Here is a 13,516-nt window from a genome sequence, read left to right as displayed (position 1 = left end):
CTCCTTTCCCCGCTCAGCGCAACCTACACAGTGGTGCCAACTTTTTTATTGACATCACTATATTTCCTAAAATATAACGTGGGAATTTTGTTTCGCCTTGAAATGCGAAAACGCTGATCAGTATTCATTCAACCGGGAGAAAAAAGCATGCGATATTCTTACTTGGCGCTGCTGGCCATCTTGTGCGCCGCAAGCGGAACAGGGGCCGCGTTTGCCGACGAAGGCAAGAGTGACGGCGGCGGTAAAGGACCAGAGCAGGTGGTGATCCAATCGACCATTGATACGGAAAAAGTGGCCAAACCTGCCTATTTGCCCCATTGGAAGCACCAGTGGCTGGACTGCGACGGCTGTCACCACGGCAAAGGACCCGACGGCAAGAAGATCGACTATGCCGCTGGTCAGAGCATTGCCAAATGCGAAACATGCCACAACAGCAAGGCCGGCATGCCGGAGCGGGTGGCGACGCTCAAACGGGCCGGCCATGTCCTGTGTATGGAATGCCATCTCCAACAGGACAAGACACTGGCCAGATGCAGCGTGTGCCACGACAAGAAATGATACGAAATTCACCTAGCGAGGAATACATGCAAAACGATATGCAGGCCGTAACGAAGACAACAGACACGGGCTTGTCCCGCAGGCAATGGCTGCTCGGCACCGGAGCCGCCGCCACCGCCGCCGCCCTGGTCCCGCTGAGCGGGTGGCTGCGCCCGGCCCAGGCCCAGGGCGGCAGCACCGAGAAATGGCCCTGGCCTTACGAAAAACTCGACCCGACCACGACCGCGGAGCTCGCCTACAAGGAATGGTACCGCGTGTTCTGCGGGTGCGCGGTCATCAGCAGCGTCTTCACCCAACTGCGGGAAAAGGTCGGCGAACCCTACACCTCCTTCCCCATCGACGCCTTTGTCTTTCTCGAAGGCGGCATCGCCAGTTGGGGGACGATCTGCGGCTCGAATGCCGGCGCCAACATCGTCGCCAATCTGATCATCGGTCCCCGGATCGTCGGGGCGGAAGCCGGCCACCTGATCGGCACCGACATCATGCAGTGGTACTGCGAGGCGGCCATGCCGGTGTTCAAGCCGAAGGCGCCGAAATTCACCGGCCACATTCCGCAGACCATCAGCGACTCGCCGCTGTGCCACGTCTCGGTCGGCAAATGGATGGCGGTCGCCGACAAGACACTGGGCAGTCCAGAGCGCAAGGACCGGTGCGCCCGGGTGACGGCGAGCGTCGCCTATCACCTGGTCGAGTTGCTCAACGCCTGGAAGGATGGGAAATACGAAGAGGAAGGCGACTGGACCCCGGTTTCCGACCACGGCATCAATGCCCAGCCCAACTGTATGGAATGTCACAGCGGCGGCGTCCCCGCGGCCCCGATGAAAGGCTGAACCACCCCCTGCCCCGCTTCCTTTCCCAAGGAAAACGGGCGGCGGTTTAAACGAACGAGGCGGGCAACTGCGGTTGCCCGCCTGCCCTCCTCGAGATCACATCAATCTTCTGAAAGCCGAGGCCTTGATCGCGGCCACCACTTCCCTGCCCTCTTCGAGTTCCAACTCCCGCATCGATTCGGGCACGATCTGGACGATCAACTGCCGGGAGCCGCACTGCAACTCCACCCGGACCCGGTTGCCCACGGTGAACAGCTTGCGCACCGTGCAGGACAGGAGGTTGCGGGCGCTGGTCGCCTCGGGATGGCGCTTGAACAGCAAAATCTCCCGGGCGTCCAGCTCAAAGACATTTTCCTGATTGTCGGCGTGCTCGGTGAGGATCAACCGGACATCGCCCCACGGGTAGCTCCACAAATCGCCATGGGGCTCCGGCGGCCCCAGCCTGAGCAGGTTGACATAACTCTGCCGGGGAGCGGCCCAGGTCGACTGGGCCAGTTCCTCGGTGGCCATCTGCCGCTTCACGCTGCCCTGCTCCACCACCAGTACCTGCTCGGTCATCAGCCGCATTTCCAGGAGCGAATGGCTGATGAACAGAAGCGGGATATCGAACTTCGAGAAAACGGAATTCAGGTAGGGCATGATCTGAAATTTCAGCTCCTCGTCCAGGCCGGTGAGCGGTTCGTCCATGAGAATCAGGCGGGGACAGGTAAGGATGGTCCGGCCCAGGGCGACCCGCTGGCGCTCGCCACCGGAGAGGAGATTCACGCCCCGGTCGAGGAGATGGGCCAGATGAAGCACCTCGACGATCGACTCCGGCTCGATGTGCCGGTTCTGCGCAGACGTGCGCCGCCAGCCGTAGAGGAGATTGCGGCGCACGCTCATGTGCGGAAAGAGATGGGCGTGCTGGAAGACCACGCCGATCCGGCGCTGTTCCGGCGGCAGGTTGACGCCGCGCTGGCCGTCGAACAGCACAATGTCGTCCAGGCGGATGCTGCCGCTGTCCGGCTTGAGCAGCCCGGCCAACAGGTACATCAGGGTCGACTTGCCGCTACCCGAGGGTCCGAACAGCCCCACGCGCTGACCGGCCAGGTCGAATTCGGCATCAAAGCTGAAGCTGCCGAGCTTTTTTCGCGCTGAAACGGCGAGTTGCATATTATTTTCTGTCCAGCGACTTGCTGGCCGCGCCGCTGATCAGCAGCACGATGAAGGAAAGCACAATGGAGACCAGGCAGAGCGACAGCGCCATCCGGTCGCCGCCGGGGGTGCTGGTGTATTCGTAGATGGCCAGCGGAATGGTCTGGGTGACGCCCGGGATATTGCCGGCCAGGATGATGGTGGCGCCGAACTCGCCCAGGCTGCGGGCGAACATCAGGGTCATGCCGGCAAAGACGGCCTTGCCGGAAAGCGGCAGGGTGACGGTGAAAAAGGCGTCCCAGCCGCTGGCCCCCAGGGTGCGGGCCGCCCGGCGATACGAGGGATCGACCGATTCCATGCCCAGCCGGATCGAACGGACCAGGAGGGGAAAACCGACCACGGCGGAGGCGATGATCGCGCCGGTGAGGGTGAAGATCACCTGGATATTGTATTCCAGCAGCCAGGAGCCGATCAGGCCACGGCGACCGAACAGCACCAGCAGCAGATAGCCGATGACCACCGGCGGCAGCACCAGGGGGAGGTTGACCGCGCCCTCGATCAGGGATTTGCCCGGAATGCGGGTGTGGACGAGGAGATAGGCGACACCGATACCCACCGGGGTGGACAACAGGGTGGCCGCGCAGGCCACCTTGAAGGAGAGCTGGATCGCGTCGAGATCCGAAGGCTGCAACAGGAACATGGTATCGGTGTCGCCCGGGGTGCGGCAGGGTTATTTCGGGGCGCTGAAACCGTATTTTTGGAAGACCTTCAGCGCTTCCGGACCGGTGATGAACTCGTAGAAAGCCTTGGCCGCGGCATTTTTGGCGCCGGCATCCGTCAGGGCGATGGGGTAGGTCACCTGCTCGTACAGATCCTGCGGCACCTCGAACAGAATGACCGCCTGGGTGGCCATCAGGGCATCGGTTTTGTAGACAAAGGCGCCATCGGCCTCGCCGCGGTCGGCATAGGTGAGCGACTGGCGCACATCCTTGGCCATGACCAGTTTCTGCTCATCCTGCAACTGCTTGTAGATGCCGGCCTTCTCCATGGCCTGGGCCGCATACTCGCCGGCGGGCACGCTCTTCGGGCTGCCGATGGCGATCTGCTTGAGCCCCACGATATCCGCCATTTTCGTTACCGCCGGATTCTTGGCGCCGACAAAGACCAGGGTATTGACCGCGAGAATCTTCTCGGTTTTCGGATCGATCTTCTTCTCGTCGCGGAGGAAGGTCATCCATTTCTGGTTGGCCGAGATGAACAGATCGGTGGGCGCGCCCTCGTTGATCTGCTTGGCCAGGGCGCCGGAAGGACCGAAATTGGGGACAATGGCGACATCCTTGCCCGAGGCCTTGTACTGATCGGCCAACTCCTTGAGAACGTCGGTCATGCTGGCCGCCAACGAGATTCTGATCTCCTCGGCGGCATGCAGGGTTGGGGCGGCAAGCAACAGGCCGGCGGCAAGAATGGTCACGATGGTCTTCAGTCGTTTCATGGTCTTCTCCTCTTCATTTTTACAAAATTCTCCCGATCAATCGGGAGGTTACAGGATAGCGCGATCGGGTTGGCTCAGGCAACGGCCAGCAGCACATCCGAGGCCTTGATCACCGCCGCCACGCGCAGGCCCTCGCGCAGCCCCAGTCGCCTGACGCTCTCCGAGGTCAGGATCGAGGTGACCGTGTTGCCGCCGGCCAGATCGATGATCACCTCGTCGTTGACCGCGCCGGAAACAATCCGGTTCACCGTGCCCTCGAGAACGTTGCGGGCGGATATCTTTTTGGGGTCGACCTCCAGCCCCAACAGCACCGACGGCGCCTTGACGATGGCCAGCACCTCGGCACCCGGCACCAGCTCAAGCCGCTGCACCGAATTGTCGGTGATCACCGAGACAATGGTATCCTGACCCTTCAGGGCCACGGTCACCACGCTGTTCACCGCTCCTTTCTCTATTTGAGCCACATTGCCCAGCCACACATTGCGAGCACTGATTTTCATCTCGATCCTCCTTAGTGTTTTTAGGGTGTTGAACGCCTCTTCCGGCGAAAAATAGAAGAAGTTGAGAAAACTGGTGAACTCCCGCTGGAGGGTATGCGCCCGCTGGATAAACCCATGGCCGGCCTCGGTGAGCACGGTGCCGCCGCCGCCACTGCCGCCCACCTGGCGGCGGATCAGCGGCTCCGGACTGAGATTGTTGACATTCTCGATTCGCTCCCACGCCGCCTTGTAGCTCATCCCCACGGTTTTGGCGGCCTGGTTGATCGAACCGCAGTGATCGATCTCCTCAAGCAGGGCGACCACCGGATTTTTTCGGTTCGATGACCCGAGCATGTATTGCAGAAAAACGGAATCCGGAGCAGGCGGCGATGGTCGGGGTATCATGCAGGACCTCATTTTCGCTATTCAATCATAGAATAACGAAGTACGTCATTTTTCCCCTGTTGTAAAGCAGCAATCATGCCGGGATTGAATCCTCCCGGTACCGTTGTTCTGTTCGTCCGGCCCCATCGAACCGCATTGCCGCGAACTCCCTGTTGAATGGGCGCTCGGGACGGCCGCGCCGACCGTTCGGCGAGGCGCCGGCGCGGACAGGGGCCATGCCGGCGCCATCAGCCACGCCGGGAATGGGGTTGTCAAAATTGTACAAAGTGGTACACAACCGTCAAGTGATCGACAAAATCGGCACCGCGGTCTTCCACGGCTTGCCGACCGACAGGCATCCAACCTCGGCATGGCGGCGGGCATCCCCCCAACCCACTGAGAAAAAACAAAAAAAAATCAGGACTGCCTGCCACTGGCATCGCGATTGCTTGATTTTCACTATACTCTTTAGTATATAGCGGACACAGTGGCACGGCCAATGCGAGAGCCCCGGCCCGTGCTCCCGCACCTGCTGCACCAGCTCAAAGGAGGTCATGACTATGAACGGCAATGCAAACGGGCACGCGGCATCCTTGCGCATCGTCGGCAGGGTCGCCGCCCCCCTGGCGATCCCGATCGAAGCGCTCTGCGCCATGGACAGCATGGAAATGAACGATCTCCCCATGATCTGCGGCAGCGGGGAGCCCAAAGGCCGTATCGGACAGTGCCGGGGGGTTCTTCTCGCCGAGGTGATCAACCGGGCTGAGGTGGTGGTCAAGGAGCACAACGACACCAAAAAGATGTTCGTGGTGGCCGCCTCGGACGACGGCTACAAGGCCGTTTTCTCCTGGCAGGAAATTTTCAACTCCCCCAACGGCGATGGCATCCTGATCGTGCTGGAAAAGGATGGGCGCCCGTTGTACGAGGGAGGCGGCGAGGTCGACCTGCTGTCCGCCCATGACCACCTCACCGGCCCGCGATATGTCCGGCAACTGAAGACCGTTGAAATTGTCATGGTGGACTGATTTTTTTGCCCATCGTTATTCGATTGCTGCATAACGAGCGCATCGATAACGCCGGCAGCCGTCTCCGCTGAAGGCGCACGGCTCAACAATAAAATATTCTTATTTGTTTTTATTCATTTTATTTTTTTGCTCATCGTTATTCCAAAATACAATAACGGCCAACAAGGAAGACACAAACCGCCACCAGATCGCATCGTCCCCCCGCTCTTTCCGGAACGGCGGACCATGCCAGGCGCCGATCACCTGCAATGCAACTGATATCGAAGACCATGATGCACACCATCGATTGGAACGCGGCGTGGCGGCAAGCGCGCACGCACAGGAAGCATGACCGTGGCGGCAAGCAGCACTGGAACAAACGGGCGCCGTCGTTTGCCCAACATGCCAGGAAAAGCAGCTATCCCGCCGATTTTATCCGCCTGATGACGCCGCGGCCGGAATGGAGCGTGCTCGATGTCGGCTGTGGCGCCGGCACCCTGGCCATTCCCCTGGCCGGTCTGGTGCGACGGGTGACGGCCATCGATCTTTCCGACACCATGATCGCTCTTCTCCGCGCCCAGTGCGAGGAACAGGGCATAGCAAACGTCCGCGCCGATGTCCTCGGTTGGGAAGACGACTGGGAGCAGGCCGGCATCGGCGAGCACGACGCGGCCATCGCCTCGCGCTCCCTGGCGGTCGACGACCTGCGCCTGGCGCTCACCAAGCTGCACGACAAGGCGCGCAAGCGGGTGTATCTCGCCTCCCTGGTCGGCGACGGTCCGTTCGACCGGAGGATTTTCGAAGCCATCGGCCGCGACCTCGACCGGGGCCCGGACTACATCTACGTCTACAACCTACTCTATCAGATGGGTATCCATGCCGATGTCAGCTTCGTGATGAACGGGGACGGCGGCAGGGTGTACCGCGACCTCGACGATGCCATGGACAAGTTCGACTGGATGATCGACGGCATCACGCCGGAGGAAACGACCAGCCTCCGCCGGTATTTCGAACAGCATCTCCGCAGGACGACCGGCGGCTGGGTCCTTTCCCATCGCCATGTCGTCCGCTGGGCCATCATTTCCTGGAGCAAGTGACCATGCAGATCAATGCCCGCGCCTTCGACGAAATCGCTCGTACCGTCTTTGCCCCCATCTATCCGATCATCGCCCGGCAGATCGTCGCGCACACCGGCATGACCCGCGGCGTCTGTCTGGACGCAGGCTGCGGCAGCGGCTACCTGGGCGCGGCCCTGGCAAGCATAACCGAACTGCATGTGACATTTTTCGACGAATCCGCGGAGATGCTCGCCCTTGCGGAGAACACCATCAAAGAGAACGGATTGCGGAGCCGGACCGGGACGCTTCAGGGCGATATTGGCTCCATCGCCCTGCCGGCCGGCTCCGTCGATCTCGTCATCAGCCGGGGATCGATCTTTTTCTGGGAGGATCTGCCCCGGGCCCTCCGGGAAGTATCCCGCATCCTGGCCCCCGGCGGGCGGACCTGGATCGGTGGCGGCTTCGGCACCGCCCGGCTGAAGGAATCGATCCGCGACCAGATGGCCGCGCGCAACAAGGGCAGCGGCGCCTTCGGCTCCAAGATACGCTGCAATCTCGGGCCGCAGATGCGCGCCCGCTTCGAGGAGGCCCTGGAGCAGGCCGGCATCGCCGACTACCAGATCGTCCAGAGCGATGACATCGGCCTGTGGATCGACATCCGCAAGGAAGGGAAGGAAAACGGGCCGTAATTCCGGCCATCATTGCTCAAATCGTCATTCGAACCATCATGTCATCATATCAGAAGGGAGGGAAAATGAAGTCTTACCTATGGCCGCGAACCGGCCGGATCACTGTCGCCTTGCTCCTGCTCGCCGGGACCGCCTCCGGAGCGGCCACCGACGCGGAACAACAGGAAACCAGTCAGCAGCTCAAACCCATCGTGGTCGAGGGGCAGGGCGACAGCCAGCGGGAAGATCTCAAGGCCGACAGCACCACCAACCTCTACCGGGTGGAGTCCACCGCCCGTTTCGGTACGGAGGTCTTCACCGAAAAGGACATCAAGGCCTTGAAACCCAACAATGTCTTCGATCTGCTCGACAAGGCCGTCGGCATCAGCCTGACCTACCAGGGGCGCCGCAGCCCCTTCATCGTCGAGGAACGCGGCGGCGGCACCTTTACCTACATCATCGACGGCGCCGTGCTGCCACCCTCCTCCAACCGCATTCTCTTTAAATTCCCCATTGCCGCCATCGAGGAAATGCAGATCGTCCGTGGCTCGACTTCGCTGACCTTGGGGCCGTCCATCCCCATCGGTGCCTCCAATTCGGGTTCCGGCCTCAACACCGGCTTCATCATCATCCGCACCAAGCAGCCGAAGAAAACCGAGGCCGTACTGACGGCCTCGGCGGAAAAGGCGAACGGCGGCCATCCGGTGGAGACCAGTGAAAGCCTGTACGCCGGCACCCGCTTCGGCGAGGGCGACGGCAAGGATGGGGAGGAAAAGCCGAGCCCGGTCAAGGGCTATGTGGCCGGACTGGTGGCCAACATGGACCGCCCCAGCCAGGACTCCTGGTTTGACGGCCGCGAGAACACAAGCGGCATGGGCAGCGCTGGCCTGACCTTTGGCAAATTCAACGCCAACATGATGGCCTACAAGGATTCGGGCTCGTTCGAGATGCAGCGGGGCGTCTCGACCACCGGCGTGTTGCAGGACCAGAAATGGTGGTACGATCCTCTGGAAACCACCATCTATTCCACCGACATGGCCATGCGGTGGACCCCGAACCAGACCACGCTGTTCAACGCCTTCAAAACCGTCTTCGACCAGAAGGAGCACGTGGAATCCTTCACCTCCAGCACCTCCTCCCTCCGGGAATACGACGAGGATACCAGCGGTTTCGGCCTGCGGCACAACGCCCGCTTCGGCAACACCCTGGTGCAGGCGGGCTACCAGTTTTCCGACAGCAGCGGTCTCGGAGGCAACCTCAGTAACAACTACAACCGGTACGACACCTCCATCAGCGGCTGGTCCGCCTCGGTGGAGCAGAAACTCTTCGACGAGGCCCTGGTGCTGGACGCCGGTTACCGCCAGGACACCAAACACATCGACTATTCGAGCACCAATGCCAGGGCGGACCGGGCCAACAACGACGTCGACATGGACCCGGCCAAGGTCTACGCCCTGGGCGGCCGCTGGCGGATCACCGACATGTTCGCCCTGAACGGCCGCTACTACAACGGCGACCAGGGCACTTCAGACGATTTCGACATGCGCCCCCTGCCCGGCAGCGGCCCGCTCCACGGAGAACGGCAGGACCGGATAGAAATCGGCCTGGAAGCGGATATCGTCCCCTGGTTCCAACCGTCGCTCACCTGGTTCGACATCGACATCGACAACGCCAAGACCGCCACCGCCACCACCTATGTGGCCAACGGCGCCACCTACTACTATTACACCGAGTCGGACGAACTGCGCCGCGGCCTGGAAATGGTCATCAAGGGCACCATTGCCGACAACACCACCTACAAACTGAGCTGGACCCGCATGTTCGATGCCGAGACCACCAGTGACGGGGTGACCACCGACGCCATCGGCGTGACCACGCCGGAAAACCTGTTCGGCCTCACCCTGAGCCATACCTGGAGGCTGTACCGGTTCAATCTGTCGGTCAAACAGATGGATAAGTTTACCACTTCCATCGCCCCTTCGCCGGGGATCGTGTCCGTAGTCGACGATCTCGGCGACTACACCCGTGTCGACGCCAACATCCAGCGCGACTTCCAGATCGGCGAAACCCTGCTGACCGCGACCCTGTTCGGCCGCAACCTCGGCGACGACAACTACTCCACCCGATATGTCACCGGCTATTACCAGGATCGCGGCCGGACCATCGGCCTGGAACTCTCGTGGGCGTTTTGAGCGATGAAGATGAACATGGACAAAGGAGGAACGATGCAAGGAAAGACCTGGAGAAGAACCTGCCTGGCGGCCTGCGCCCTGCTGGCCGCCGGACCTGCCGTGGCGGCGCAGAGCGCGGCAACGGATCAGCCGGCGACAACGACCCCGAAAAACGTTGTCGTACCACAGACTGAGGAGGCGACCACAACACCAACTCCGCCTGCCGCGGACAATGTCTTCACCCTGGGGCAGATCACGGTCACCGCCGCGGAAGAAGGTGAAACCCCGATCGGCTATTCCAGCCTCAGCAGGGAAGACCTGGACGATTTCAGCCGGGACGGTCTGCCGGAGGCGCTCAATCTGGTGCCGGGCGTGGCCATGACCACCGGCAGCGGCAACCGCAACGAATCGGTGCTGAGCCTGCGCGGCTTCAACCGTTGGCAGGTGCCGCTCACCATGGACGGCATCCGCCTCTATCTTCCGGCGGACAACAGGATCGATTTCGATCGGTTCCTCACCGCCGACCTCTCGGAAATCCAGGTCTCCAAGGGTTATGTCTCCGTGCTCAACGGTCCGGACGGCATGGGCGGCACCATCAACCTGGTCACCCGCAAGCCGGTCAAGGAGTTTGAGGCGGAATTGCGCGACACTATGTCCCTGGGCAACGACGGCAAATACAGCGGCAACACGGTGTATGGCGATGTCGGCACCCGCCAGGAAAAATTCTACGCCCAGGCCAGCTTCGAGCAGCGCGATATCGACCACTGGCGCCTGTCCGACGATTTCGATGCCACCATCGCCGAAGACGGCGGCAACCGCGACCATACCGACAAGAAGGACTGGCGCACCAACCTCAAGGCAGGCTTCACTCCCAACAGCACCGACGAGTATTCGCTCAACTTCATGAAGCAGGCCGGCGAGAAGCACGGCATCGGTTCCGTTACGGGAACGTCAACGATCAGCCTCTGGGATTGGCCCAAATGGGACGTCACCAGCATCTACTGGTTGGGGCATACCCAGTTGAACGGCACCACCTACCTCAACACCAAGGTGTATTACAATGAATTCAAAAATGACCTGCGGGCCTATACCAACCTCAATCTGACCACACCCAACTGGACCAGCTACTACGACGACAATGCCTACGGCGCCTCCCTTGAACTGGGGACCACCTACTTCTCCAGGCAAACCCTGAAAGGCGCCCTGCACTATCGGCGGGACAATCACACCGAATGGCAGGTGACCCACAGGACAAATTTCACGGAACCGAAGCAGGACACGGAAGAAGACATCTATTCCGTCGCCCTGGAGGATACCATTCACCTCACTTCGCAGCTCGACCTCGTGCTCGGCATCAGCCAGGACGAACGCACCACCCACGAGGCCCAGGAATACGCCAGCAATGCCCTGTTCGATCAACCCACCTCGGATCAATCCGCCACCAATTACCAGGGCGCGGTGATCTACCGCTATCGCGACCAGGGCAAGGTCCATGTCAGCGCCTCCCACCGCACCCGCTTCCCCACCATGTTCGAGCGGTTCAGCTCCCGCTTTGGCGGCGCGCTTTCCAATCCGGGGCTCGATCCGGAACAGGCGCTCAACCTGGAAGTCGGCATCGCCGACACCTTCTTCTCCAAGGTCCATACCGAAGTCAATCTGTTCCACAGCAGGATCGACGATTACATGCAGTCGGTTGCCATCCGGTATAACAACGCCTGGTACACACAGTTCCAGAATGTGGGGGAAGCAACCATCAAGGGCGCTGAATTGATACTCTCCACCATGGTGACCGACACCCTGGAATTGGGCAGCAACTATACCTATATCGACACATCCATCGAGAACCCGGAGGATCCCGACGTACAGTTCATCGGTATCCCGCAGCACAAGCTGTTTATCTACGGCAAATGGCGTCCCTGGGAGGCGCTTTCCATCATCCCCAGCATCGAATACGCCGACCAGCGCCAGTCGGAACGGGCCGACAGCAGTCCCGGTTATATCGAAACCGGCGACTACACCCTGGTCAATCTCAAAATCGGCTATCAGCTGACCCCGCAGTGGGATCTCTCCGTGGCCGGGCGCAACCTGCTCGACAAGAATTATGCGCTCACGGAAGGGTATCCGGACGAGGGGCGGAACTTCCTGGTGACGGCCCGCTACAGATTCTGATCCGGGAAAACGGACGCGGCATGCATCCCTCCGATATCCAGACCTACAACGAAGTGGCCCTGGGCGTGAACGCCCCGATCTACGCCTACTATGCCGACCGGATCGTGGCCCGGACCGGCGTGACCAGCGGCGGCTGCCTCGACATCGGTTGCGGCGGCGGCTACCTGGGGCTGGCCCTGGCCGGCATCACCGATCTCGACCTGGTGTTCCTCGACCAGTCGCCGGCGATGCTGGCCTGCGCCGAGGAAAACATCGTCCGCTTTGGCTGTCGCACCCGCGCCCGTACTCTCCTCGGCCGGGTGCAGGCCATTCCCCTTGGCGAGGGCTCGGTGGACCTGGCGATCAGCCGGGGGTCCCTGCCCTTCTGGGACGATCTCGCCGCGGCCTTCGGCGAAATCCGCCGGGTGCTGCGACCAGGCGGGCATGCCTATGTCGGCGGCGGCCTGGGCGATCCTGCCACGCGGGCCGAGTTGGAACGGCAGCGCAACCGCCTCCATCCGGAGTGGGGTGCGAAAAACCGTCGGCCACCGCAGCGGGCCGACCGGGAGTATATCGACGCGCTCCAGAGCGCCGGTATCGACCTCTTCCGGATCGACCGCGGCGACGACGGGTTGTGGATCACCTTCCGCAGGGAAGCGGCGTGAGGACGGCGATGGAGAAAGCGGTCATGTCGAGCGGGAACGGCGCCCTTCCGCAGGAACAGCAGCCCGCTGCCGGCGGACAGTCGATTGTGGACGAAGCCGCGGCCGTCCTTGCCCAACGGTACGGGACCGACTTGGCGGCGCTCCGGGTCGAACGGCTGGTGGTGGGCGTCTTTTTCGTGGGGGTCAAGCTCAACAACGGCCACGCCGGCGTCGCCTACACGCCGCCGGACCTGGTCCGCAGCGCCGGCCGGCGCATTCTCAAGGGAACCTCGCCGACGGTCCGGGGGATGGCCGCCGAAATGGTGATGCAGGGGGATTTTCCGCATCCCTTCGCCGAAGTCATCCGGCTGGCGACCCTCAACGCGTTGTCCGCGCCCTTCTTCGCCCAGCATCTCTATCCGGCGGGCTGCGGCGAGGATCTCTCCGGGATGGGGTCGCTGTTCCGGGACCGCCGGGTCTGCATGGTGGGGGCGATCATTCCGCTGCTCAAGCGTCTGCGCGAGCTGCGGCCGACCAGCGTCTCCATCATCGACCACAAGCAGGAAACCAGGGCCGAGGCCGAAGCCGATTTCGGCACCTTCATGCCGACGGAACAGACCGCCTTTGCCTTGGCCCGTTGCCAGACCGCGGTTTTCACCGGCGCCGCCATCGCCAACGGCAGCATCGAACAACTGATTGCCCAGGTGCCGGACGACGCCGCCATCGCCGTGGTCGGCCCCACCGCCGGTTTCGTGCCCGAGCCACTGTTCCGGCGCCACGTCGCCCTGGTCGGCACCTCGGTGGTGACCAACAGCGACCGCGCCCTGGAACTGCTGGCCGAGGGCGGCGGCGGTTACCGTTTGTTCACCAGCTGCGTGCGCAAGATCAACCTGCTCAATGCACCACGATTGCAGCAACTGGGGCTGATGCCCACCCATCGATAAAA

At 61.7% G+C, this 13,516-nt stretch carries 13 protein-coding genes; 9 read left to right on the top strand and 4 right to left on the bottom strand.

The features are described 5' to 3' along the window. Nucleotides 1-162: 162 nt before the first annotated feature. Both Q362_RS0110340 and Q362_RS0110335 read left to right on the top strand, forming a co-directional pair. Nucleotides 163-558 (top strand): cytochrome c3 family protein, encoded by a 396-nt coding sequence (locus tag Q362_RS0110340; RefSeq protein ID WP_245590203.1) that lies wholly within the window; start codon nt 163-165, stop codon nt 556-558. Nucleotides 559-584: 26 nt separating this feature from the next. Then, nucleotides 585-1,388, top strand: a complete 804-nt coding sequence (locus Q362_RS0110335; protein WP_245590202.1) for a C-GCAxxG-C-C family protein — start codon at nt 585-587, stop codon at nt 1,386-1,388. Nucleotides 1,389-1,484: 96 nt separating this feature from the next. Here Q362_RS0110335 and modC read toward each other — a convergent pair whose 3' ends face one another. The 4 genes from modC to Q362_RS0110315 all read right to left on the bottom strand — a co-directional run bounded on the left by modC (nt 1,485) and on the right by Q362_RS0110315 (nt 4,898). Beyond that, complete coding sequence (gene modC / locus Q362_RS0110330; protein WP_028318628.1) at nt 1,485-2,540, bottom strand: molybdenum ABC transporter ATP-binding protein; 1,056 nt, start codon at nt 2,538-2,540, stop codon at nt 1,485-1,487. Nucleotide 2,541: 1 nt separating this feature from the next. Then, the gene (gene modB, locus Q362_RS0110325) at nt 2,542-3,222 is read right to left on the bottom strand and encodes a molybdate ABC transporter permease subunit (RefSeq protein WP_028318627.1); all 681 of its coding nucleotides are present in this window, start codon (nt 3,220-3,222) and stop codon (nt 2,542-2,544) included. Nucleotides 3,223-3,252: 30 nt separating this feature from the next. After that, nucleotides 3,253-4,014 carry a molybdate ABC transporter substrate-binding protein gene (gene modA / locus Q362_RS0110320; RefSeq protein ID WP_028318626.1) on the bottom strand — a complete coding sequence of 254 codons (762 nt, stop codon included), beginning with the start codon at nt 4,012-4,014 and terminating at the stop codon, nt 3,253-3,255. A gap of 74 nt (nt 4,015-4,088) precedes the next feature. Next, entirely contained in the window at nt 4,089-4,898 is an 810-nt protein-coding gene (locus Q362_RS0110315) for a TOBE domain-containing protein (RefSeq protein WP_028318625.1), read from the bottom strand. 539 nt (nt 4,899-5,437) lie between these two features. Here Q362_RS0110315 and Q362_RS20170 point away from each other — a divergent pair. The 7 genes from Q362_RS20170 (at nt 5,438) to Q362_RS20165 (ending at nt 13,514) form a co-directional block, all read left to right on the top strand. Beyond that, nucleotides 5,438-5,902, top strand: coding sequence for a molybdopterin-binding protein (locus tag Q362_RS20170; protein ID WP_051554090.1), 465 nt, complete (start codon nt 5,438-5,440; stop codon nt 5,900-5,902). Between the two features lie 248 nt (nt 5,903-6,150). Continuing rightward, nucleotides 6,151-6,978, top strand: coding sequence for a class I SAM-dependent methyltransferase (locus tag Q362_RS0110300; RefSeq protein WP_028318623.1), 828 nt, complete (start codon nt 6,151-6,153; stop codon nt 6,976-6,978). A 2-nt stretch (nt 6,979-6,980) separates the two neighbouring features. Then, nucleotides 6,981-7,628: a class I SAM-dependent methyltransferase gene (locus Q362_RS0110295; protein WP_028318622.1), complete on the top strand. Its 648-nt coding sequence runs from the start codon at nt 6,981-6,983 to the stop codon at nt 7,626-7,628. A 65-nt stretch (nt 7,629-7,693) separates the two neighbouring features. Next, on the top strand, nt 7,694-9,799 hold the full coding sequence (locus Q362_RS0110290; RefSeq protein WP_028318621.1) for a TonB-dependent receptor plug domain-containing protein: 2,106 nt from the start codon (nt 7,694-7,696) through the stop codon (nt 9,797-9,799). Nucleotides 9,800-9,832: 33 nt separating this feature from the next. After that, entirely contained in the window at nt 9,833-11,947 is a 2,115-nt protein-coding gene (locus Q362_RS0110285; RefSeq protein WP_051554088.1) for a TonB-dependent receptor plug domain-containing protein, read from the top strand. 20 nt (nt 11,948-11,967) lie between these two features. Next, the gene (locus Q362_RS0110280; protein WP_028318619.1) at nt 11,968-12,591 is read left to right on the top strand and encodes a class I SAM-dependent methyltransferase; all 624 of its coding nucleotides are present in this window, start codon (nt 11,968-11,970) and stop codon (nt 12,589-12,591) included. Between the two features lie 23 nt (nt 12,592-12,614). Next, nucleotides 12,615-13,514, top strand: coding sequence for a DUF364 domain-containing protein (locus Q362_RS20165; protein ID WP_035216397.1), 900 nt, complete (start codon nt 12,615-12,617; stop codon nt 13,512-13,514). Nucleotides 13,515-13,516 lie beyond the last annotated feature (2 nt).

Origin of the sequence: Desulfobulbus elongatus DSM 2908 (assembly GCF_000621145.1) — a bacterium.
Classification (GTDB): domain Bacteria; phylum Desulfobacterota; class Desulfobulbia; order Desulfobulbales; family Desulfobulbaceae; genus Desulfobulbus; species Desulfobulbus elongatus.
Note: the sequence above shows the minus strand (reverse complement) of the source record. Positions and strands in the feature narration are given on the sequence as shown.